23 protein-coding genes are annotated in these 21154 nt (G+C 62.8%); 9 read left to right on the plus strand and 14 right to left on the minus strand.

The features are described from left to right. The first annotated feature begins 15 nt into the window (after nt 1-15). Genes thrC through AC1DXU_RS11130 form a run of 4 tightly spaced genes read left to right on the plus strand, consistent with a single transcriptional unit; the run spans nt 16 to nt 6224 of the window. Nucleotides 16-1413, plus strand: coding sequence for a threonine synthase (gene thrC, locus AC1DXU_RS11115; protein ID WP_477368092.1), 1398 nt, complete (start codon nt 16-18; stop codon nt 1411-1413). A 14-nt stretch (nt 1414-1427) separates the two neighbouring features. Further along, nucleotides 1428-2720 (plus strand): M16 family metallopeptidase, encoded by a 1293-nt coding sequence (locus AC1DXU_RS11120; RefSeq protein WP_477243579.1) that lies wholly within the window; start codon nt 1428-1430, stop codon nt 2718-2720. Between the two features lie 15 nt (nt 2721-2735). After that, complete coding sequence (locus AC1DXU_RS11125) at nt 2736-3332, plus strand: GNAT family N-acetyltransferase (protein WP_477316020.1); 597 nt, start codon at nt 2736-2738, stop codon at nt 3330-3332. 3 nt (nt 3333-3335) lie between these two features. Next, nucleotides 3336-6224 carry an EAL domain-containing protein gene (locus AC1DXU_RS11130; RefSeq protein WP_477368095.1) on the plus strand — a complete coding sequence of 963 codons (2889 nt, stop codon included), beginning with the start codon at nt 3336-3338 and terminating at the stop codon, nt 6222-6224. Between the two features lie 302 nt (nt 6225-6526). Here the strand turns inward: AC1DXU_RS11130 and AC1DXU_RS11135 are convergent, their stop codons facing one another. Beyond that, on the minus strand, nt 6527-7135 hold the full coding sequence (locus AC1DXU_RS11135; RefSeq protein WP_477243574.1) for a YqgE/AlgH family protein: 609 nt from the start codon (nt 7133-7135) through the stop codon (nt 6527-6529). 149 nt (nt 7136-7284) lie between these two features. Between AC1DXU_RS11135 and AC1DXU_RS11140 the strand changes: the two genes are divergently transcribed. The 3 genes from AC1DXU_RS11140 (at nt 7285) to AC1DXU_RS11150 (ending at nt 9140) form a co-directional block, all read left to right on the plus strand. Further along, complete coding sequence (locus tag AC1DXU_RS11140; protein ID WP_477368098.1) at nt 7285-8091, plus strand: protein-disulfide reductase DsbD domain-containing protein; 807 nt, start codon at nt 7285-7287, stop codon at nt 8089-8091. A gap of 86 nt (nt 8092-8177) precedes the next feature. Next, nucleotides 8178-8654, plus strand: a complete 477-nt coding sequence (locus tag AC1DXU_RS11145) for a redoxin family protein (RefSeq protein ID WP_477316014.1) — start codon at nt 8178-8180, stop codon at nt 8652-8654. Nucleotides 8655-8663: 9 nt separating this feature from the next. After that, a complete protein-coding gene (locus tag AC1DXU_RS11150) occupies nt 8664-9140 on the plus strand; it encodes a DUF2938 domain-containing protein (RefSeq protein WP_477368101.1) in 477 nt (158 codons plus the stop codon). An 8-nt stretch (nt 9141-9148) separates the two neighbouring features. Here the strand turns inward: AC1DXU_RS11150 and AC1DXU_RS11155 are convergent, their stop codons facing one another. The 13 genes from AC1DXU_RS11155 to coxB all read right to left on the minus strand — a co-directional run bounded on the left by AC1DXU_RS11155 (nt 9149) and on the right by coxB (nt 19653). Then, the gene (locus tag AC1DXU_RS11155; RefSeq protein WP_477368104.1) at nt 9149-9808 is read right to left on the minus strand and encodes a hypothetical protein; all 660 of its coding nucleotides are present in this window, start codon (nt 9806-9808) and stop codon (nt 9149-9151) included. Between the two features lie 129 nt (nt 9809-9937). Continuing rightward, nucleotides 9938-10477 carry a ribonuclease HI gene (gene rnhA, locus AC1DXU_RS11160; RefSeq protein ID WP_477368107.1) on the minus strand — a complete coding sequence of 180 codons (540 nt, stop codon included), beginning with the start codon at nt 10475-10477 and terminating at the stop codon, nt 9938-9940. Next, a complete protein-coding gene (locus AC1DXU_RS11165; RefSeq protein WP_477316006.1) occupies nt 10474-11436 on the minus strand; it encodes a homoserine kinase in 963 nt (320 codons plus the stop codon). Before AC1DXU_RS11165 ends, rnhA begins: the two co-directional genes overlap by 4 nt. A 7-nt stretch (nt 11437-11443) precedes the next feature. Next, a complete protein-coding gene (gene ispH / locus AC1DXU_RS11170) occupies nt 11444-12454 on the minus strand; it encodes a 4-hydroxy-3-methylbut-2-enyl diphosphate reductase (protein ID WP_477368110.1) in 1011 nt (336 codons plus the stop codon). Between the two features lie 156 nt (nt 12455-12610). Then, nucleotides 12611-13366, minus strand: a complete 756-nt coding sequence (locus AC1DXU_RS11175; RefSeq protein WP_477368113.1) for an SURF1 family protein — start codon at nt 13364-13366, stop codon at nt 12611-12613. Continuing rightward, entirely contained in the window at nt 13363-13749 is a 387-nt protein-coding gene (locus tag AC1DXU_RS11180) for a DUF983 domain-containing protein (protein ID WP_477316000.1), read from the minus strand. Before AC1DXU_RS11180 ends, AC1DXU_RS11175 begins: the two co-directional genes overlap by 4 nt. A gap of 22 nt (nt 13750-13771) precedes the next feature. Continuing rightward, nucleotides 13772-14263, minus strand: coding sequence for a L,D-transpeptidase family protein (locus AC1DXU_RS11185; protein ID WP_477368116.1), 492 nt, complete (start codon nt 14261-14263; stop codon nt 13772-13774). 115 nt (nt 14264-14378) lie between these two features. Then, the gene (locus tag AC1DXU_RS11190; protein WP_477315996.1) at nt 14379-15260 is read right to left on the minus strand and encodes a cytochrome c oxidase subunit 3; all 882 of its coding nucleotides are present in this window, start codon (nt 15258-15260) and stop codon (nt 14379-14381) included. Between the two features lies 1 nt (nt 15261). Beyond that, nucleotides 15262-15894 (minus strand): cytochrome c oxidase assembly protein, encoded by a 633-nt coding sequence (locus AC1DXU_RS11195; protein ID WP_477315994.1) that lies wholly within the window; start codon nt 15892-15894, stop codon nt 15262-15264. Nucleotides 15895-15902: 8 nt separating this feature from the next. Next, on the minus strand, nt 15903-16058 hold the full coding sequence (locus AC1DXU_RS11200; protein ID WP_477244042.1) for a hypothetical protein: 156 nt from the start codon (nt 16056-16058) through the stop codon (nt 15903-15905). A 2-nt stretch (nt 16059-16060) separates the two neighbouring features. Then, nucleotides 16061-17005: a heme o synthase gene (locus AC1DXU_RS11205; RefSeq protein ID WP_477368119.1), complete on the minus strand. Its 945-nt coding sequence runs from the start codon at nt 17003-17005 to the stop codon at nt 16061-16063. Between the two features lie 75 nt (nt 17006-17080). Further along, complete coding sequence (gene ctaD, locus AC1DXU_RS11210; protein WP_477243549.1) at nt 17081-18733, minus strand: cytochrome c oxidase subunit I; 1653 nt, start codon at nt 18731-18733, stop codon at nt 17081-17083. A gap of 38 nt (nt 18734-18771) precedes the next feature. After that, on the minus strand, nt 18772-19653 hold the full coding sequence (gene coxB / locus AC1DXU_RS11215; RefSeq protein ID WP_477315988.1) for a cytochrome c oxidase subunit II: 882 nt from the start codon (nt 19651-19653) through the stop codon (nt 18772-18774). Between the two features lie 364 nt (nt 19654-20017). Between coxB and AC1DXU_RS11220 the strand changes: the two genes are divergently transcribed. Further along, on the plus strand, nt 20018-20584 hold the full coding sequence (locus AC1DXU_RS11220) for an invasion associated locus B family protein (RefSeq protein WP_477368121.1): 567 nt from the start codon (nt 20018-20020) through the stop codon (nt 20582-20584). A 24-nt stretch (nt 20585-20608) separates the two neighbouring features. Next, nucleotides 20609-21100, plus strand: a complete 492-nt coding sequence (locus AC1DXU_RS11225; protein WP_477368124.1) for an N-acetyltransferase family protein — start codon at nt 20609-20611, stop codon at nt 21098-21100. Nucleotides 21101-21154: the final 54 nt, after the last annotated feature.

The following is a 21154-nucleotide window of genomic DNA, read 5'->3' on the forward strand; positions in this document are numbered from 1 at the left end:
CAATGGAATGTGACGATGCAATATGTGAGTACCCGTGGGGAAGCGCCCGTGCTTGGATTTTCCGACGCGGTGCTGGCTGGACTGGCGCGCGATGGCGGACTTTACGTGCCCGGCACGTGGCCGCAGTTCTCGGCCGCCGAAATCCGCGCCATGCGCGGCCTGGCCTATCCCGATCTCGCCATCCGCGTGCTGTCGCCGTTTCTCGGCGGCGAGATCGAGATGCCGGTGTTCGAGCGCCTGGTGCGCGAGGCCTACGCGACCTTCCGTCATGACGCCGTCTGTCCACTGGTGCAGACCGGCCCCAACATCTTCGTCCTGGAACTCTTCCACGGCCCGACGCTGGCCTTCAAGGACGTGGCGATGCAGCTTCTGGCGCGGCTGCTGGACCATGTGCTGGCCGAGCGCGACCAGCGCGCCACAATCGTCGGCGCCACATCGGGCGATACCGGCGGGGCGGCCATCGACGCCTTTGCCGGGCGCAACCGCACCGACATCTTCGTGCTTTTCCCGGATGGCCGCGTCTCGCCGGTGCAGCAGCGGCAGATGACGACGTCAGCCGCCGCAAACGTCCATGCGCTGGCGATCGAGGGCAATTTCGACGATTGCCAGGGCCTGTTGAAGGACATGTTCAACGATCACGGCTTTCGCGACCGGGTGGCGCTGTCCGGCGTCAATTCGATCAACTGGGCCCGCATCATGGCGCAGATCGTCTATTATTTCTCGTCGGCGCTGTCGCTCGGCTCTCCCGACCGGCCGGTCTCCTTCACCGTACCGACCGGCAATTTCGGCGATATCTTCGCCGGCTATGCCGCCAAGCAGATGGGCCTGCCGATCGAGCGGCTGATCATCGCCACCAACGACAACGACATATTGGCGCGCACGCTTGCGAGCGGCGAATACCGCATGAAAGGTGTGTTCCCGACCACGTCGCCGTCGATGGACATCCAGGTCTCGTCGAATTTCGAGCGGCTGCTGTTCGAGGCCGCCGGCCGCGATGCGGCGACGGTGCGGCGTTATATGAACGGCCTCAAGCAGTCCGGCGCCTTCACCATCGAAGATGGCGAGATCGCAAAGATCCGCGCCGAATTCGACGCCGGCCGCTCGACCATGAACGAAGTCGCCGCCACCATCCGCTCGACGCTTGGCGCCAGCAACTATCTGCTCGACCCGCACACGGCCGCGGCCATGCATGTTGCCGTCGGCAAGGCCGACGGCGCGGTGCCGATGGTGGTGCTGGGCACCGCCCATCCGGCCAAGTTCCCGGCCGCCGTCGAAGCCGCCTGCGGTGTATCGCCCGCCCTGCCCGCATGGCTAGGCGGGTTGATGACAGCGGAGGAAAAATACACGGTACTTCCATCCGACCTGAAAATGGTGGAAGATTATGTCGGCCGCCACACGCGGGCGGCGCGTTAGGGAGTACTAGCCATATGGGTGTTGAGGTAAGCCGTCTGTCGAACGGCCTGACAGTCGCCACCGAAACCCTTCCAAGTCTCGAATCCGTTGCCCTTGGTGCCTGGGTCAAGTCAGGCGCACGCAATGAGCGTGACGACGAGCACGGAATGGCCCATCTGCTCGAGCACATGGCGTTCAAGGGAACGAAGCGGCGAACCGCCTTCGAGATTGCCTCGGAAATCGAGGATGTCGGCGGCGAGATCAATGCTGCGACCAGCGTCGAGACCACCTCCTACTATGCCAGGGTGCTCTCCGACGACGTGCCGCTGGCGGTCGATATCCTCTCAGACATCCTGCAGGAGTCCGAGTTCGACCCGCAGGAGCTGGAACGCGAGCAGCATGTGATCCTGCAGGAGATCGGCGCCGCGCACGACACGCCCGACGACATCGTCTTCGACCGTTTCACCGAGACTGCCTTCCGCCACCAGACGATCGGCCGCTCCATCCTCGGCACACCGGAAACCGTCAAATCCTTCACGTCCAAGCAGTTGCACGACTTCATCGAACGGCAATATGGCGCCGAGCGCATGGTTGTCGTCGCCGCCGGCGACATCAAGCACGACAATTTCGTGCGCGAGGTCGAGAAGCATCTGGGCGGCTTCCGCAGCAAGGCCGACAGCACGATGCCGCAATATGCGCAGTATGTCGGCGGCGATTTCCGCGAGGATCGCGACCTGATGGACGCGCAGATCGTGCTCGGCTTCGAGGGCCGCGCCTATCACGTGCGCGACTTCTACGCCTCGCAGGTTCTGTCGATGATCCTTGGCGGCGGCATGTCGTCCAGGCTGTTCCAGGAAGTCCGCGAAAAACGCGGCCTGTGCTATTCGGTCTATGCCTTCCATTGGGGCTTTTCCGATACCGGCATATTCGGCGTCCACGCCGCGACCGGGCAGAGCGACATCGCCGAACTGGTGCCCGTCATCATCGACGAATTGCAGAAGGCCGGTGAAAACATCTTGCAGGAGGAACTCGACCGGGCACGCGCGCAATACCGCGCCGGGCTGATCATGTCCGCCGAAAGTCCGGCCAGCCGCGCTTCGCAGATCGCCCGGCAGCTGCTGCTATTCGGCCGGCCGATCGCCAAGGAGGAACTGATGGAGCGGCTGTCGGCGCTGACCATCGAGCGGCTGACCGACCTGTCGTCGCGGCTGTTTTCGACCAAGCCGACGCTTACCGCTGTCGGACCGGTTGGTACGCTTGCACCCTATGAGTCTATCCTCGACTCGCTCTCGGGCACGCAGACCACGGCCCGCAAGCTCGCCGTCTAAATCAGTCCAGGCGTTGTGTTCGCGCTCCCTTTCTTTCGCCGTGATCTGCCGGCGCTGAAGGGCGACCACGTCACGCTGCGCGTGCCGTTCACCAACGACTACCGCGAATGGTCGGCGCTGCGCGGCGAAAGCCGCGGCTTCCTCGAGCCGTGGGAGCCCCGCTGGACGCCTGACGAACTCGACCGCACGGCATGGCGGCTTCGCATCAGCCGCTACCGCGAAGATTATGCGCAGGGAACGGCCATCGCCTTCTTCATCTTCGAGAAGAGCAGCGGCAAGCTGGCCGGCGGCATAACCCTCGGCAACATCCGCCACGGCGTCTCGCAAAGCGGCCATGTCGGCTACTGGATCGGCGAGCGCTTTGGCGGTCGCGGCCTGATGACTGATGCGGTCAAGGTGGTGTCGCGCTTCGCCTTCGATACGCTGAGGTTGCACCGGATCGAAGCTGCCTGTATTCCCGACAACGCCCGGTCGATCCGCGTGCTTGAAAAAGCCGGATTCCGGCGCGAAGGACTTCTTCGATCCTATCTCAGGATCAACGGCATCTGGCAGGACCACTACCTCTACGCCCGGATCGCGGACGATCCGCCGGGCGCTGGAACGAAGGGCTGATTTTTGACGAATATCCTGCGAAACAGGTCGCTGTTGGCCTTCGTCCTGGCGGCAATCGTCACGCTCTGCGCGGCCGCCTCGGCCTTCGCCGTCGAACCGATCAAGATTGCCCGCGACGACGTGGCGCTCGACCTTTCGGGCGCCGTCGAAATCTACCGGAACCAGGGCGAAAACTTCCAGGTCTCGACCGCGCCGGGGCCGGACGGCATCGTGCGCCGCATCGAGGTCGAGGCCAATGACGCACGCTCGACCGGCGACTGGGCGGTGTTCGCGCTGGCCAACACCACCGACCAGCAGCTCGACCGGCTGATCGTCGCGCCGCATTTCCGGCTGGTGAATTCCGGCATCTTCTGGCCGGATCTCGGCTCGACCCGCATTGCCGCGATCACCCCCAGCGAAGGCTTCGCACTCGACCGCCAGACCAGCCCCGACGCCGACGTGTTCCGGGTGACGCTGAACCCCGGAACGGTGATCACCTTCATTGCCGAACTGGCCTCCCCCAAGCTGCCGCAGGTCTATCTGTGGGATCCGGAAAAGTACAAGGACTCGGTCAATTCCTACACGCTGTTTCGCGGCATCGTCATCGGCATCGCCGGTCTGCTGGCGCTGTTCCTGACCATCCTTTTCGTCGTCAAGGGAACCTCGATGTTTCCGGCAACGGCAGCCCTTGCCTGGGCGGTGCTGGCCTATATCTGTGTCGATTTCGGCTTTCTAAACAAGATCATAGAGATATCGCCCGGAAATGAGCAGATGTGGCGGGCCGGCACCGAAGTGGCGCTGGCGGCGACCTTTGTGGTGTTCCTGTTTGCCTATCTCAACCTCAACCGATGGCACGGCCATTTCAGCTACGGCGCGCTGGTCTGGATCCTCGGACTGGTGCTGATCGCCGGCGTGGCCATCGTCGATCCGGCGGTGGCCGCCGGCATCGCCCGCATCTCGTTTGCCGCCACCGCGCTGACCGGGCTCGGCCTGATCATCTTCCTCGGTATTCGTGGCTACGACCGCGCCATCATGCTGGTGCCCAGTTGGGTGATGGTGCTGCTGTGGCTATGCGGATCGTGGATGGCGATCACCGGCATGCTCGACAACGACATCGCCCAGCCGGCGCTGGGCGGCGGACTGATCCTGATCATCCTGTTGATCGGCTTCACCGTCATGCAGCACGCCTTTGCCGGCGGCGCGCTGCATCAGGGCCTGTTCTCCGATCTCGAACGGCAGGCGCTGGCCGTTGCCGGCTCAGGCGACACGGTGTGGGACTGGGACGTGCTGCGCGACCGCGTCGTCACCAAGCCCGACGTCAGCATCCAGCTTGGCCTGGCGCCCAACAGCCTTGGCGGTGCCGCCCGCAACTGGCTGCCGGTGCTGCATGCCGACGACCGCGACACGTTCCGCACGACGCTCGACGTCGTGCTCGAACACCGGCGCGGCCGGGTGTCGCAGAATTTTCGCCTGCGTGGCGCCGACGGCCACTATCACTGGTTTTCGCTGCGCGCCCGGCCGGTGATCGGCTCGGATGGCGAGGTGATTCGCTGCGTCGGCACCATGATCGACGTGACCGAGCAGAAGAAGTCCGAGGAACGGCTGCTGCACGACGCCGTGCACGACAATTTGACCGGCCTGCCCAACCGCGAACTTCTGATGAACCGGCTGGAGGCGATCATCTCGATCGCCCGCACCGAAGAGAAGGTGCGGCCGACCGTCTTCGTCATCGACATCGACCGCTTCAAGCAGGTCAATGACGGGCTCGGCATCTCGGCCGGCGACACCATCCTCTTGACCATCGCGCGCCGGCTGCACCGGCTGCTCAAGCCGAAGGATTCGCTGTCGCGCTTTGCCGGCGACCAGTTCGCGCTGATGCTGCTTTCCGAACAGGATCCTGCCCGCATCGCCGGCGTCGCCGACGCCATCAAGCATGCGATCAACAACCCGATCACCTTCGCCAAGCGCGAGATCGTGCTGACCGCCTCGATCGGCCTGATCACCTGGACCTCGGCGCAGACCTCGGCAGAAGACATGGTCAAGGACGCCGAGCTTGCCATGCACCAGGCCAAGCGGTTCGGCGGCGACAGGATCGAGCCGTTCCGGCCGGCCTTCCGCACCGTCGGCACCGACCGGCTGCAATTCGAGTCCGATCTGCGCCGCGCCATCGAGCGGCGCGAATTCACGCTTGCCTACCAGCCGATCGTGCGGCTGGAGGATGGCAGCACCGCTGGCTTCGAGGCGCTGTTGCGCTGGGACCACCCGCGCCGCGGCATGATCCCGCCGGGCGATTTCATCCCGGTCGCCGAGAGCTGCGGCCTGATCGTGCAGCTTGGCCTGTTTGCCATGCAGCAGGCGGCGGAAGACCTCGCCGGTTGGCAAAAACAGATCGGCGACACGCCGCTTTCTGTTTCGGTCAATCTGTCCAGCCGCCAGCTGATCCGCCGCGATCTGGTCAGCGATGTGCGCTCGGTCATCGCGCGCGCCAATCTGAAACCGCGCTGCTTCCGCCTCGAACTCACCGAATCGCTGGTGATGGACAATCCCGAGCAGACCTCGCATGTGCTGACCAAGCTCAAGCAGCTCGGCATCGGCCTGTCGCTGGACGATTTCGGCACCGGCTATTCGTCGCTGGCCTATCTGACGCGCTTCCCCTTCGACACCATCAAGATCGACAAGAGTTTCGTCGACGATGCGACGCCGAAGCGCGCGGTGCTGCTCAAATCCATGGTCAACATGGCGCATGAGCTGGGTCTGTCGGTGGTGGCCGAGGGCATTTCAGATGAGAGCGATGCGCTGGAGCTGCGGCAGATGGGCTGCGAGTACGTGCAGAGCTTCATGTTCGGCGCGCCGATGCCCGCCGACCAGGTGCTGAAGACGCTGAAGGAACAGTATCCGATGACGCAGGCCTAGAGCCTCCATCGCTTTGCAGAAACGCGGCAGCGTGGCCTCGGCGATTGGCGGAGACACCAGTCAATTCGTCATCCTAGGGCGTAGCAAGGAGCGCAGCGACGCAGCGCAGACCCTAGGATCCATGCCGTGGCGTTAAGGCGTTGAAAACGGTGCAGAATTCTGTACCGCTGCGACCCGCGATCGAGTTCACGGAATGGATCCTAGGGTCTCCGCGACGGAGCTTCGCTCCTGCTTCGCCCTAGGATGACGAAGGTGGGAGCGGCTTCTGGTAATTGAGAATGTTTGCGCGCGACTGCTGGCGATTACGCGTGACCGGCAGCCAGGCTGAGATGCGCCAGATCGATGCCGATCGAGGCGAGGATGCGGTCGTATTTGCGCTCGATGTCGGTATCGAACAGAAGCTCGGCATTTGCCGGGCAGGTCAGCCAGCCATTCTCGGCGATCTCGGTTTCCAGCTGACCGGCGCCCCAGCCTGAATAGCCAAGCGCCATCAGCGCATGCCTGGGACCGCGGCCCGACGAGATGGCACGCAATATGTCGACGGTCGCCGTCAGGCAGATATCGTCGGAGACGGTGAGCGACGATTCCACCCGGTAGTCGCCCGAATGCAGGACGAAGCCGCGGCTGCGGTCCACCGGGCCGCCATTGCGCACGACGAAATCGCGGGCCTGCGCCGGCAGGCGGATCGCCTCCTGCTCGTTCATGATGCCGAGCTGCACCAGGAGATCCGGAAACAGCATCTGCTGCGTCTGATTGATGATCAGGCCCATCGCGCCTTCGTCGCTGTGCGCGCAGATGTAGATGACGGAACGCGTGAAGCGGTCGTCCTTCATGCCGGGCATGGCAATCAGGAACTGGTCGTCGAGAAAGCCGCGCTGGGCCGCTGTCTTCTTGTGCCGCAACAAGTCCATGGACAGGAGCGTAACGCGTTTCCAAAGCGCCGAAAAGATGCGACACGCGCGATTCGGATTTGGCCGCCCTGCCGGAGGTCACGCAAATATGATACCGGCGATCCCATGAAGCCATTGCGCAGACACGAACGGACGCTCAAATCACCGCCATGCAACGCTTGAAGATCACGCTGCTCGCTGCTGTCATCGGATGCGGAACCGGCTTGCCCGCCGCTGCCTCCTCGTCGGCCTGGTACGACAGCGAAGGCGGCAAGGTGCGGCTGGTGACCAGCGGCAAACCCGACGAAGCCGGGCGCATCCATGGCGTGCTCGACATCGCGCTGAAGCCCGGCTGGAAGACCTATTGGCGCGATCCGGGCGACGCCGGCGTGCCGCCGCAGCTCGATATCTCGGCCAGCACCAACATTGCCGACGCCGCGTTGTCGTTTCCGCCGCCCCAGCGCCACGATGACGGCTATGGCAAATGGGCCGGCTACGACCATCCGGTTTCGCTGCCGGTGACGTTCACGCTGTCGGCGCCGAAGGAAGCGTCCGTCATCGACGCCGATATTTTTCTCGGCATTTGCGAGACGATCTGCATTCCGGTGCAGACCAGGCTGAGCGTCGATCCCGCATCCGATCCGGACAATGCCGAGGATGCGGCGCTGGTGGCGGCGGCGTTCGCAGCCCTGCCCGCCCAGGCAAAGCCCGATTTCGGCATCAATGTTCTGCCGGGCGACCATGAGACGCTGGTTGTCGAGGCGAGTTTTCCGGGCAATCCGGACGCTGCCGATTTCTTCGTCGCCGGCGAGCGCGACTACATGTTCGGCGCCCCGGTGCGCAGCGAAAAGGACGGCAGGCTGGTGTTTACGGTGCCGATCCTCGACCGGCCGTCGACGACGCCGACGGATGGCGGCCTTCACTACACGCTGACAAGCGCTGAGGGTGCTGTCGAAGGCCTCTTGCCTTTCCCTTGATCCAGACATTCTGGGCGGTTGCGGGAAACGCTCGAGTTCGCTATCTCGAAGACCAAGTCCTTCCAGCTTTTCGAACGAGGAATTTCATGACGATTGCCGTTGGCGACAAACTGCCCGAAGCGACTTTCAAGGAAATGACCGCCGACGGCGCCAAGGTCATCACCAGCGCCGAAATTTTCTCGGGCAAGAAGGTCGTGCTGTTCGGCGTCCCCGGCGCTTTCACGCCGACCTGCAGCAACAACCATCTGCCTGGCTATCTCGAAAACCATGATGCCATCCTGGCGCGTGGCGTCGACACCATCGCTGTCGTCTCGGTCAACGATGTGCATGTCATGGGCGCCTGGGCGCGCTTTTCCGGTGGCGAAGGCAAGATCCTCTACCTCGCCGACGGCACGGGCGATTTCGCCAAGGCGATCGGCCTCGATTACATCAGTGCCGATATGGGCCTGCGTTCGAAGCGCTTCTCGATGATCGTCGACAACGGCAAGGTCACCGCGGTCAACGTCGAGACCAAGCCCGGCGTCGACGAGTCCGGTGCGGCCCACATTCTCGGGCAGCTCTAGAGATCAAACATGGTCGATGTCCTTTGGCGCGCGATAGCGATCGGCATCGGCGCCACGGCGCTGATGGACATCTGGGCGATGCTCCTGCACCTGGCGTTCGCGCAGCCGCGGCCGAATTGGGCGCCGGTTGGCCGCTGGGTCTGGCATCTCAGGAGCAAGGTTTTTCACGACGACATCGGTGACGCCGCGCCATACGCCCATGAATCGGCGCTTGGCTGGGCCTTCCACTATTTCGTCGGCATCGTCTACGGCATTATCCTGGTGGCGTTGGCCGGGACGGCGTGGCTGGCCGCACCGACCTTCCTGCCCGCCTTCATCCTCGGCATGGTTACCGTCGGCGCCGGCTGGTTCCTGCTGGCGCCTGGCATGGGCGCTGGCTGGGCCGCCTCGAAGCGTCCCAATCCGATGCAGATCCGCGCGCTCAACCTGGTGTCGCACACGGTGTTTGCGCTCGGCCTCTACGGCACGGCCCTGCTGATTCGCTGAGGACAACTCTATTCGCTGATTGTGCGTGGCTTCATCGAGGCGACAGTGTCGATGATTTCCCGACGCAGCGCGTCTTCCTCCGCCTGGAATTGCTCCCGCGTTATGCTCCGACCGCCGGTGGCGGTGACGCCGAATTCCTCCAGCGCGGATTCGTAGCGCGCCTTCCAGCGGATCACGTGCCCGGTCATTGCCTGGGTGAGCGCCGGCACCGAGCCAGGATGAGCCGGCAGGCCGCACGATTGCGTGGTCCGCGCATCCGCCGCCAACATGACGACATTCCAGTCGTCGTAGCTGACGAGATCCATCTGGGCATAGAGGAACGCGCCATGCTCGCCATCCCAGATCGTGCCGTCGATGACCAGGAAGGGCGCAGCACGGCAATAGCCATGGCGCGCCGCCATCTCGCTGTTGAAGCCCTCGGTGCGCTGCTGAAGCCGGTATTTGGCCGCGGCGAAAAGAGCGATGTAGTCGTCTGCCGTCCGCATGATGTTGCGCGCATCGTCCGGCGCAAAGCCGATTTCACGCAGGAAGGAGCCGATCTTCGGATCGTCCCAGAGTTCCTTTGAGAAAACGCGCGTCACGCCATCGGCATCCGGCGTCGGACGCATCATCTGCTTCAGTTCAGCATAGCTTTGCTGCTTCTTGCCGAAAGTCCTGCGTCCAAACATCGCCGCAATACCTCATATCGGGTCGATTGCGGGCGGTCTATCACGCAGGGTGTAAGATTGATTTAAGCCAAAGCCTAGACTTGCATGCTTCTCAGCAAGATGGCGCGACCCAAAAGCCGGCATGACGGCCTAGTAGCTCTGGGTCGAACGCCTGACAGTCTTTGGCGAAGGCTTCCCGGCCGGCGCGCTTTCCTTCGGCGCGGCAGCAGCCGGCGCGGGCTTCGCCGAGCCTTTCTTGAACGGCGCCATGCCTTCGCGTGCCAGCTCGTCGGCGCGTTCGTTTTCGGGATGGCCGGCATGGCCCTTGACCCAGTTCCAGGTCACCTGATGGCGCCTGTTGGCCTCGTCCAGCGCCTGCCAAAGCTCGCCGTTCTTGACCGGCTTCTTGTCGGCGGTTTTCCAGCCATTCTTCTTCCAGCCGTGGATCCACTTGGAAATGCCATCCATGACGTATTTGCTGTCGGTGTGCAGGTCGACCGCGCAAGGCTCCTTCAGCGCATTCAGCGCCGAAATGGCGGCGAGCAATTCCATGCGGTTGTTGGTGGTCTCGGCCTCGCCGCCCGACAGTTCCTTGGTCTTGCCGTTGAAGCGCAGGATCGCGCCCCAGCCGCCGGGACCCGGATTGCCCGAACAGGCACCGTCGGTGAAGATTTCAACGCGCTTGCTCATGTCAGTCCATATTCGGAGGGAGATTGGATCGCCCGGTGGAATCGCATCCTGCGGATATATTCGGTCGGATCGCGCTTCATCACCAGCCCGCCATCGGGAACGTTCAGCCAGTCATAAAGCCGGGTCAGCATGAAGCGCAGCGCCGAGCCACGCGCCAGCATCGGCAGCGCCGCTTTCTCGTCGCCGCTCAAGGGACGCACGCTCTGATAGCCGGCAAGCAGCGCCGTGCCCTTGGTCAGGTTGAAGGAAAAGTCCTTCTCGAAACACCAGGCGTTGAGGCAGGTGGCGACATCGTAGGCGTAGAGATCGTCGCAGGCGAAATAGAAATCGATCAGCCCCGACAGTTTCTCGCCGAGGAAGAAGACATTGTCGGGGAAAAGGTCGGCGTGGATGATGCCTTCCGGCAGGCCCGTCGGCCAGTTCCGCTCGAAATCGGCGAAATCGGCATCGACCTCGGCCGCCAGCCCCGGCTCGACCTCGTCGGCGCGGTCGCGGGCCGCGTTCCACAGCTTGCGCCAGCCATCGATGGCCAACGCGTTGGGACGGGTCATGGAAAAGTCCTGGCCGGCAAGATGCAGGGCGGCCAGCGCCTTGCCGACCTCGCCGCAATGCCCTGATGTCGGCCGCCGCAGCGAAAGGCCTTCAAGGAAGGTGATGATGACCGCGGGACGGCCGGCCAGCTCGCCGATGACGGTGCCGTCATGCGCGGTCACCGGCAACGGGCACGAGATGCCCTTCCTGGCGAGATGGCCCATCAGACCGAGGAAGAACGGCAGATCCGCCTTGTCGACGCGCTTTTCGTAGAGCGTCAGAATGTAGGCGCCGCTCGTCGTGTGCAGCAAAAAGTTCGAATTCTCGGTGCCTTCGGCAATGCCCTTGTAGGACAGCAATTCGCCGACCGGATAAGCCCTAAGGAACGCGCCGAGCTCGCCTTCGCTGACATCGGTGTAGACCGCCATGGGCTGTTCACGCGGCTCCGTTGACGAAGGCCATGTCGGCTGCCGTCAGTTCGACGTCGCGCAGAACCCGCATGACTGGAAAATCTTCCGTTTCGGTCGCTGTGATCGCCAGATCGATCGTCACCTCGAAGCGCTGCCGGAACGCATCGATGATCTCATCGACGATGATTTCCGGCGCCGACGCGCCGGCGGACAGGCCGAGCGTCGAGATGCCGGCAATGTCATTCCATGGAATCTCGGAGGCGCGCTGTACGAGAAGCGACATGGTCGCGCCGGCACGCTCCGCCACTTCGACAAGACGGCGCGAATTGGAGGAGTTGGGCGCGCCGACGATCAGGAAGAGATCGGCACCGGCGGCGGTTTCCTTGACCGCCTCCTGGCGGTTGGTGGTGGCATAGCAGATCGATTCCGCGGCAGCCGCATGCAACCCGGGAAACCGGTCCTGCAAGGCGCGGATGATGCCGGCAGTGTCCTCGACCGACAGCGTCGTCTGGGTGACGAAGCCCAGGGCCTGCGGGTCGGCCGGCACAAAGGTTGCGGCGTCGGCCACGGTCTCGATCAGGGTGACGGCGCCCTCCGGCAACTGGCCCATAGTGCCGATCACCTCGGGGTGCCCGGCATGACCGATGAGCAGCACATGGCGGCCAAGGCGCTGATGGCGCATCGCCTGCTTGTGGACCTTCGACACCAGCGGGCAGGTGGCGTCGAGATAAAACAGTTCGCGCGCCTGAGCGTCAGCCGGCACCGATTTCGGCACGCCGTGGGCGGAGAAGACCACCGGCGACTTGCGATGCTCGGGCGGGATCTCCGACAGTTCTTCGATGAACACCGCGCCGAGGCTTTGCAGTCCCTCGACGACATAGCGGTTGTGCACAATCTCATGGCGGACATAGACCGGCGCGCCGTATTTCTTCAGCGCCAGCACGACGATCTGGATGGCGCGATCGACGCCGGCACAAAAGCCGCGCGGCTGGCAGAGCCGGATCGTCAGAGGAGGTTTGGTCTTGGTGTGAAGCATGAATCCGGGGCCGTTGTTCAGAGCCGAAATGAGGTGTGCACCCCTGCCCTGTCAAGGGCAGGTAGATCAGGTTGAACGGTCAACCTGATCTAACTCTCTGTTGGAGCATGATCTTGTCCGAAAACCGGTTCCCACTTTTCGGGATCATGCTCTGGATCATTCGGCTTTTGCCGGGCGGCGCAGCCGGATGACCAGAACCGCGGCAAGGGCGGCGGCCAGGCCATACCAGGTGAAGGCATATTGCAGATGAGAGTTCGGCAGATCGATGATGGTAACGCCGCCGACCGGCAGCCCGCCGGGGTTCGGCGTCTTGTCGGCGTCGATGAAGATCGGCACCAGCACGGCACCGGCCGGCAGGCCGGCGCTTGCCGCCATGGCATCGCGGTCTTTCCAGTAGAAGATGTTCTTGGCCACATCATTGTCGGGCAGCATGATCGACGGCTTGGCCGGCAGCGGATTGCGGGCCAGCCCGGTGACCGTCACTCTCCCCGCAACCTGGCCTCGCAGGCGCTTGGCGACGTCCTTGAGATCATAAGGCACGAAGCCGCGATTGATCAGGACGAAGCGGCCATCGTCGAGGGCCAGCGGCGTGTAGACATTGAAGCCGGCGTCACCGTCCCACGTGGCGTAGAAATGGCGCTCGCCGGAATGCAGGAACGTCCCGCTGACCGTGACCGGCGTGTAGTCGACATCGCCGCTTGCGTCGAATTCCTTCTCGACATCGGCCAGCTGCCGCGGCGCTGAATGGGTGCGCTGGTCGATGGTCTGCAGCAGGCCTTCCTTCCAGTGCAGGCGCTGCATCTGCCAGGTGCCGAGCCCCAGCAGGATGACGAACAGCACCAGGCCAAGGCCGAGCAGCAATGCCGTCTTTGGCCGCGAACGGCCGGCGACCAAACCGGAAGCTTCGCTCATTGCCCGCGGTCCAGCCGGCCCTCGGCCGCCTTGTTGGCGTATTGCAGCGTCAACAGCACGCCCTTGATCAGCCTCAGCGCCGTCAGGCACAGAACCAGCGCCAGCGGTATCCACAACAGGAAATGCAGCCAGAGCGGCGGGTTCAGCGTCACTTCCATCCACAGCGCCAGCCCGACGACGATGAAGCCAATGATCAGGATGACGAACACCGCCGGCCCATCGCCGGCATCGGCATAGGAATAGTCGAGGCCGCAATTGCTGCAGCGCTTGCCGACGGTCAGGAATCCGGAAAACAGCTTTCCCTCGCCGCAGCGCGGACAGCGGCCGTGCAGGCCGGCCGAAATCGGATCGATCGGTGGCCAGATGGCCCTGTCTTCACTCATGGATAGTGTCTTCGCTCATGCTTTACGGCTCGATTTCGATCGGCGTTCCATCCGGCACCCTGGTCCAGATTTCATCCATGTCCGAGTCGGTAACCCCAATGCAGCCGTCGGTCCAGTCGACCAATTGAAGCAGCCAGCCCCACCAGCCATAGCCGTTGGGCTGGCCGTGGATCATGATCATGCCGCCGGGATCGACGCCGGCGCCCTTCGCGGCCTCCATTTGCGCTGCGTTGGGATAGGAGATGTGGATCGACTTGTAGGCGACGCTGTCAGGGTTGCGCCAGTCGAGGATGTAGCGCCCCTCGGGCGTGCGCTCGTCGCCTTCCCGGTGTTTTTGCCCGACGGGATCGCCACCCAGTGCAATGCCGTAGCTGTGGAGAACCTTGCCTCCTCCGATCAGATGGAGCCGCCGTTCCGACTTGTCGACGCGCACGAGGTCGATGCGTTCGATGGCAAAGGCCGGCAAGACGGCAAACAGAAATGTGCAGATCGTCCAGAAAATCGTCAGCCGCATTGGCTACCGATCGGCGATCATTGCGCCGGAAAGAAGATGGCGCCGAAAAGAAGAAAGGCGGCTGCGTTGTCGCAACCGCCTTTCTGATTTCTCGGGTTTTCCCCGACGAAGTCGGTCAGTGGCCTTCGATCATCGCGCCGGACGATCCCCAGACATAGATCGCGCTGAACAGGAACAACCAGACCACGTCGACGAAGTGCCAGTACCAGGCGGCGGCCTCGAAGCCGAAATGCTGCTTGGGGGTGAAATCGCCCTTCATGGCGCGGATCAGGCAGACCAGCAGGAAAATGGTGCCGATGATGACGTGGAAACCGTGGAAGCCGGTCGCCATGAAGAAGGTGGCACCGTAGATGGAATCCTTGAAGCCGAACGGCGCGTGGATGTACTCATAGGCCTGCACCATGGTGAACAGCATGCCGAGGCCGACGGTCAGCACCAAGCCGTTTATCAGCCCCTTGCGGTCGCCATGGATCAGCGAATGGTGCGCCCAGGTGACCGTGGTGCCCGACAGAAGCAGGATGATGGTATTGTAGAGCGGCAGATGGAAGGGATCGAGGACTTCGAGGCCCTTCGGCGGCCAGACGCCACCGGTAAACGCCGTGCGCGCATAATTCTGGACCTCGCCCGGAAACAGACTGGCGTCGAAATAGGCCCAGAACCAGGCGACGAAGAACATCACTTCCGAGGCGATGAACATGATCATGCCGTAGCGCAGATGCAGCGACACGACGCGGGTGTGGTGCCCCTCATGCGCTTCCTTGATGGTGTCTGACCACCAGGCGAACATGGTGTAGAGGACGATCGTCAGGCCGATGAAGAACAGCCACGGATTGGCAATGTTGTGGCCGAAAAGCGGAAAATCGCCGCCCTTGAGATACTGCATCCAGGCGACGCCGCCGACCGCGGTCACCAGCGCGCCGATGGAACCCAGGAAAGGCCACGGGCTTGGGTCGACGAGATGGTAGTCATGTTGTGGTTTTGCGTGCGCGTCTGCCATATCAACCCCCGAGATTTGCTTCGGTATCTGAAACTTTGTTGCTGCTGCCTTCGATCGGCGCCGACGACGCAACCGGCTTGCTCTTTTCGACCGGGAACATCGTGTAGGATAGAGTGATCGTCTTCAAGTCCTTCAGTTCCGGCACGTTGACGATGTCGGGATCGACATAGAACATGACCGGCATGTCCAGCGTCTCGCCGGGCTTCAGCGTCGTGTCGGTGAAGCAGAAACACTCGACCTTGTTGAAGTACGGGCCGGCCAGTTCCGGCTGCACGTTGAAGGTGGCGCGGCCGGTGACGGCGCGGTCGAACTTGTTGGTCGCGCTATAGTGCGCCTGGACCGTCTCGCCGATCTTGATGACGATGGAGCGGGCCACGGGCTCGAACTGCCACGGAACGCCGGCGGTGTTGGCGTCGAAGCGAATGGTGACGTCGCGGTCGAGCACACGATCGGCATATTGTTGCGTGGCGCGCCGTGTGGTGCCGCCATAGCCGGTCGCCTTGCAGAACATCGCATAGAGCGGCACCGCGGCATAAGCCATGCCGATCATGCCGCCGAAAAAGGCGATGCAGACGCCGGCGACGATGCGGTTGGTGTTCTTCTTCCTGGGATCGGTGACTGTCTGGCGGTTCATCGTCAGCCTCACATCGACCCGGAATGACCGAACTTCACGATGGTCGCGACGTAGAAGATGACGACAAGCACCGCCAGCGCCAGGCCGATGGCGGCCGAACGGTTGCGCCGGGCTTTCTGCTGGCGATCCGTCAACGTGACCAGGTCAAGCTTCTTGTCGACCATGGTCATGCTCCACCGATGGCAAGCGCGCGACCGACGACGCAGTCGGCAAGGTAGATGGCGAAGATGGCGAACAGATAGAGCAGCGAGTAGCCGAACAAGGCCTTGGCCGGCTTCATGACGCGGTCGTCGTCGGTCATCTGCAGCACCTTCCAGGCATACCAGACGAAGCCGGCGCCAAGCAGCAGTGCGGCGATGCCATAGGCCGATGTGGTGAAGCCGAGGATCCATGGCAGCACGCCAACCGGTGCAAGGATCAGCGCGTAGGCGAAGATCTGGCGCCGGGTCGATGCCTGGCCGGCCACGTTCGGCATCATCGGGATGCCGGCTTTCGCATAGTCCTCGGACTTGAACAGCGCGAGCGCCCAGAAATGCGGCGGCGTCCACAGGAAGATGATCAGGAACAGGATGAGGCTTTCGAGGCTGACCGCTCCGGTCGCAGCGGCCCAGCCGATCACCGGCGGAATAGCGCCTGCGGCGCCGCCGATGACGATGTTCTGCGGCGTCGAGCGCTTCAGCCACATCGTGTAGACGACGGCGTAAAAGAAGATGGTGAAGGCCAGCAGCGTCGCCGACAGCCAGTTGACCAGGACACCGAGCGTCATCACCGACAGAACCGAAAGCACCAGGCCGAAACTCAGGGCTTCGCCGGGCCGGATGCGGCCGGCGGGGACCGGACGACCGGCGGTTCTGGTCATCACCGCGTCGATATCGGCGTCGTACCACATGTTGAGCGCGCCCGAGGCGCCGGCGCCGATGGCAATGGCCAGGATGGAGATCACCGCCAGCAACGGATTGATGGTCACCGGCGCGGCGACCAGGCCGACAAAGGCGGTGAACACCACCAGCGACATGACGCGCGGCTTCAGCAGGGCGAAGAAATCGCCCGCCGTGGCTTCCGACATGCGAAAGCCCGCTTCGTCAATCATTGGGTCGTCGACCAGGGCCATGCGTACTTAAGTCCATCATTCCGTTGGCCAAAACCGCCGGACGCGCCGGCGGTTTCGTATTCGCGGGCAGCCGCCTTACTTGATCTTCGGCAGCTGTTCCCACTGGTGGAAAGGCGGCGGCGAAGGCAGCTGCCATTCAAGCGTCGTTGCACCCTCGCCCCATGGATTGGCGCCGGCCACCCGCTTCTTCTGGAAGGCCTCGAACACGCCGTAGAGGAAGATCGCCACACCCACGGCCGAAATATACGAACCGTAGGACGACACCATGTTCCAGCCGGCAAATGCGTCCGGATAGTCGATGGTGCGGCGCGGCATGCCGGCCAGGCCGAGGAAATGCTGCGGGAAGAAGATCAGGTTGACGCCGATGAAGGTGACCCAGAAGTGGGTGTTGGCGATGGCAAAGGAATACATGTAGCCGGTCATCTTCGGGAACCAGTAGTACCAGCCGGCGAAGATGGCGAACACCGCGCCGAGCGACAGCACGTAGTGGAAGTGAGCGATGACGAAATAGGTGTCGTGCAGCGACCGGTCGAGGCCGGCATTGGCCAGCTGGACGCCGGTGACGCCACCAATCGTGAACAGGAAGATGAAGCCGAGCGCCCACAGCATCGGCGGCTTCAGCGAGATCGACCCGCCCCACATCGTCGCGATCCACGAGAAGATCTTCACGCCTGTCGGCACGGCGATGACCATGGTGGCGAAGACGAAATAGCGCTGCGTGTCGAGCGACAGGCCGGTCGTGTACATGTGGTGGGCCCAGACGATGAAGCCGACCGCGCCGATCGCCACCATGGCATAGGCCATGCCGAGATAGCCGAACACCGGCTTCTTCGAGAAGGTGGAAACGATATGGCTGATGATGCCGAAGCCGGGCAGGATCAGGATGTAGACTTCCGGGTGACCGAAGAACCAGAACAGATGCTGGAACAGGATCGGATCACCGCCGCCATCGGGGGCAAAGAAGGTGGTGCCGAAGTTGCGGTCGGTGAGCAGCATGGTGATGCCACCGGCCAGAACCGGCAGCGACAAAAGCAGCAGGAAGGCGGTGATCAGCACCGACCAGGCAAACAGCGGCATCTTGTGCATGGTCATGCCAGGCGCGCGCATGTTGAAGATGGTGGTGATGAAGTTGATCGCGCCGAGAATGGACGAGGCGCCTGCAATGTGGATCGACAGGATCGCCAGATCCATCGCCGGTCCGGGCTGGCCGGAGGTCGACAGCGGCGGATAAAGCGTCCAGCCGCCACCAACGCCATAAGCGCCAGGCGCGCTCGGCATGAAGGCCGAAGTGATCAGCAGGATGAAGGCCGGCGGCAGCAGCCAGAACGAGATGTTGTTCATGCGCGGGAACGCCATGTCCGGCGCGCCGATCATGATCGGCACCATCCAGTTGGCAAAACCGCCGATCAGCGCCGGCATGACCATGAAGAAGATCATGATCAGGGCATGCGCGGTGCCGAAGGCATTGTACATGCTCTTGCCGCCATCGATGGCCGCATCGCCGTTCATGCCGTAGACCATCTGCGCCAGGCCGGTGAATATCTGGATGCCCGGCTCCTGCAGTTCCATGCGGATGACGACCGAAAGGGCGCCGCCGACGATGCCCGCGAAGATCGCGAAGATCAGATAGAGCGTACCGATATCCTTGTGGTTGGTCGAATACACCCACCGGACCCAGCCGTGATACGGCTTGTGGTCGTGATCGTCGTGAGCTGCAGCGTCTGCCATGTTCCGCTCCGTTCCCTGATCTCTTTATGGTCGCGGCGTCAGTTGCCGGCGGCCGCTACCTTGTTTGTGCCATCGACCTCGGCCATCAGCGCCTTGTTGGCGCCAGGCAGGTCGGTCTTGGCTGCTGCCAGCCAGGTTGTGTACTGCGCATCGGAGACGACGCGGATCGCGATCGGCATGAAGGCATGGTCCTTGCCGCAGAGCTGCGAGCACTGGCCGTAATAGAGGCCTTCCTTTTCCGCCTTGAACCAGGTCTCGTTGGTGCGTCCGGGAACCGCGTCCATCTTGATGCCAAACGCAGGCATGGCAAAGGAGTGGATGACGTCGGTTGCGGTGACGAGCACGCGGGTCATGGTGTTGACCGGCACCACCATCTCATTGTCGACGGCGAGCAGGCGCGGGTAGACCTTGCGATCGTCCTTGCCGGCGGCGGCGCGGTCAGCATCCTGGAGGATCGCCGAGTTGAAGGTAAGCGCCTTGTCGACCTGGTATTCGTAATCCCAGTTCCACTGGTTTCCCGTCGCCTTGATGGTCAGCTTGGCTTCTTCCGGCGGCGTGTATTGCGCGGTCAGCAGCTGGAAAGACGGTATGGCGATCAAAAGCAGGACGATGACAGGCCCGATGGTCCAGATCACTTCGATCAGCGTGTTGTGGCTGGTCTTGGAAGGGATGGGGTTCACGCTCGCACGGAACTTCCAGATGCAATAGGCAAGGAGGAAAAGCACCACGGCGGTGATCACGACGATGAACCAAAGCGTGTAGTTCCCGAACCACTCAATCTGCCGCATCATGTCGGTCGCCGGAGGCTGAAAACCGGTCTCCCACGGCTGGGGCTGGGCCGCATGGGCGGACGCACCGGCGAAGGCGGTGGCGGCGCCCGTGCTTGCTAGAAAATTGGCGCTAGCTAGGAATTTTCTCATCGCCCTCATCATCTCCCGGTTCCTCGCGATCGGAGCGCAAGAATATCGAACAAAGCCGGGATGGGAATCCCGGCAGTCCCAAGGCTGGTTCAAACCATACTCTATTTGCCTCCGCAAGAAAGGAGCGGAGGAAACCGTGCGGCATTTTTGCGCGCAAGTGCGATAGCGGCTTTTTTGCCCTGCGCGGATCGGCGACGGACGGGTGGTGCAGGCATGCGGGCAGAATGCGCCGGACGGTCGCAATTCGGGCGAATTTGCTAGGGAAAAGCGAATCGTGGCCGCTATCGGGGCAGACCAGCGGCGGTCTCATCCTTTACTTGGCTTTGGCGCGGCTTAAAGTGCCGTGATTCGCAATGGAGCCGTCATGAACGCTTGGCTTTCGGCAAACTTCGGGCTTTCGAGAAACTCTCGGCTTTCGAGAACCTGGGCGAAGGTCATCGTTCTCGCCGCCCTCTCTTGCGTCGGCTTGTCCGGCATCAGCCAGGCCAATGCCGCGCAGCCAAGCGGCACGGTGCGGTCGACGCATGGGGCTTGGTCGATCATCTGCGACACACCGGCCGGCGCCACGTCGGAACAATGCGTGATGATGCAGAACGTCGTCGCCGAGGACCGTCCCGAGATGGGGCTTTCCGTCGTCGTGCTGCGCACCGCCGACAACAAGGCCGAGATCCTGCGTGTGCTGGCGCCGCTTGGCGTGCTTTTGCCCAACGGACTTGGCCTCAATGTCGACGGCAAGGACATCGGTCGCGCCTACTTCGTGCGCTGCTTCCAGGATGGCTGCTATGCCGAGGTCATTCTCGAAAAGCCGCTGCTCGACACGCTGAAGACCGGCACGTCGGCAACCTTCATCGTCTTCCAGACACCGGAAGAAGGCATCGGCATTCCCGTCGACCTCAAGGGTTTCGCCGACGGTTTTGCCGCCCTGCCCTGAGACTGTTTTGGCCCTGAGACTGTTTTGGCCCTGAAACTGCTTGATCCCAACGATTTCGAGATCTTCAAGCGAATTCGCCTGGAGGCCTTACGCGCCGTTCCCGAAGCCTTCGCCAGCAGCCTCGCGGATTGGGAAAGTCTGCCGGACGAGGAATGGCGACAACGCCTGAGGAACAATCCCGTTGTCGTCAGCTTTAGCGGCGATGAACCTGTGGGCATAATGGGCCTGATGCGGCAGCAGGCCAGCAAGATGGCGCACCGCGCCACCATCATCATGGTTTACTTGCGCGGCACCGAGCGCGGCGACGGACGCGCCGTCGCGATGCTCAATCTTTTGCTCGAACACGCCCGCGCATTGAATATCCGGCAGGTGGAACTCGCCGTAAGCGCGGAAAATCCTGCCGCCATACGATTTTATCAACGCGAAGGTTTTCATGAAATCGGTCGCATCCCTGCCGGCTTTCTTCACGAGGGCCGGGAGATCGACGAAATCGTGATGGCGCGCCGCCTGATTTAGGGGCTTCTGTATTCGGCCGCGAAGATTGCCGAACGGCGCCCTGGCGCCTACATG

The sequence above is a fragment of the Mesorhizobium sp. P3_A10 genome, from assembly GCF_056403175.1.